The sequence below is a fragment of the Thalassobacterium maritimum genome (assembly GCF_031127805.1).
GTDB lineage: Bacteria > Verrucomicrobiota > Verrucomicrobiia > Opitutales > Coraliomargaritaceae > Thalassobacterium > Thalassobacterium maritimum.
On sequence record NZ_JARXHW010000155.1, the window covers coordinates 1 to 1,187 of the forward strand.

The window sequence follows — 1,187 nt, forward strand, 5'->3', positions numbered from 1 at the left end:
ATCAGAGCGGAATCCACCTGACCAAGGGCGGCAGCATATCCAGACGCACCTATCAACTCATTTCGCGCTCCAGGCTTCGCTCTTCGAGCTACGCCCGGCAAGCCGCGCTACACTCGTGATAGTGCTCCACGATCTACAAAAATGAAACAACTCATAATCTACACCCTATTTGCCATTATCACGCCAATTATGGCATCTGATCTTAATTTTGAGACAAGAAACGAATTCGCCTACATTGAATACGAAATCGGAGGCGAAGGTATTGAAGAGGTCTGTATTTTTAAGTTTTCGGAAATTGATACTATAACCTCAATTTCAGAAAAGGATGGTAATGGAGGCCTGTTTCACACGGTAACGATCACCCTCAAATCAATTGCTGGTGTAGATCAGCGCAGGCAAATAAAAATACACAAAATCAGAAAGAATCATAGGGACGAACTCTTTAGTCATTTGATAGGACATTCTACGGATGAACAGTAGATCCAGTCGCACCTATCAACTCCTTTCGCGCTCCGCGCTTCACTCGCGATAGTGCTCTACGATCTGAGAAATAAAAATGAATCATCCGATATTAGGAAAAATCAATTCGCTCCAAAGCGATTCGGGAAGTTTTGAAGCGATAATCTCATACGAGGGAAAGGAAATTCCTGTTCAGCTAGAAATCGACGATAGAACGCTCGACGAGACTATCGAACTCGCTGCGAACCTTATAGGAGAACTAAAAAAGTTTGATGACCAATCTAAGAGTATCATCGTTAAAGACCTGCTCGAAACATATAATGATAATTGGCGCTCGTATGATGAAAAGCAGTCTGATGGCTCGTTTGAGACAGTTACCAACCCTGAACTATTACAGGACGAATTTAAGGATTACTTCACTCTTTCCGAAATAACTGTAACTGGTAACGAAGGCATTGATATTTGGTATGAAGATACAGGTTTATTCATGGGACACGGTATCTTTGTTCAATCCCTCGACGGACTAGATTTCAGCGAAGCGGAAGCCCAACTCTTCGGATAGATATGAAATCCAGATCCAGTCGCACCTATCAACTCCTTTCGCGCTCCGCGCTTCAGTCGCGATAGTGCTCTACGATCTACAGAAATGAAAAGCATTACAGGAGCGCTACTCATTGTCGCATCATCGATTTTCTATTTAGCGAGAATCAATGCCCAGCCAATAAATT

2 protein-coding genes are annotated in these 1,187 nt (G+C 43.0%); both read left to right on the forward strand.

The genetic code is table 11. From position 1 onward, the window contains the following. Positions 1 to 141: 141 nt before the first annotated feature. Positions 142 to 480, forward strand: a complete 339-nt coding sequence (locus tag QEH52_RS19780; protein WP_308952688.1) for a hypothetical protein — start codon at positions 142 to 144, stop codon at positions 478 to 480. Positions 481 to 556: 76 nt separating this feature from the next. Next, positions 557 to 1,021 (forward strand): DUF2262 domain-containing protein, encoded by a 465-nt coding sequence (locus QEH52_RS19785; RefSeq protein ID WP_308952689.1) that lies wholly within the window; start codon positions 557 to 559, stop codon positions 1,019 to 1,021. The last annotated feature ends 166 nt before the right edge of the window (positions 1,022 to 1,187 follow it).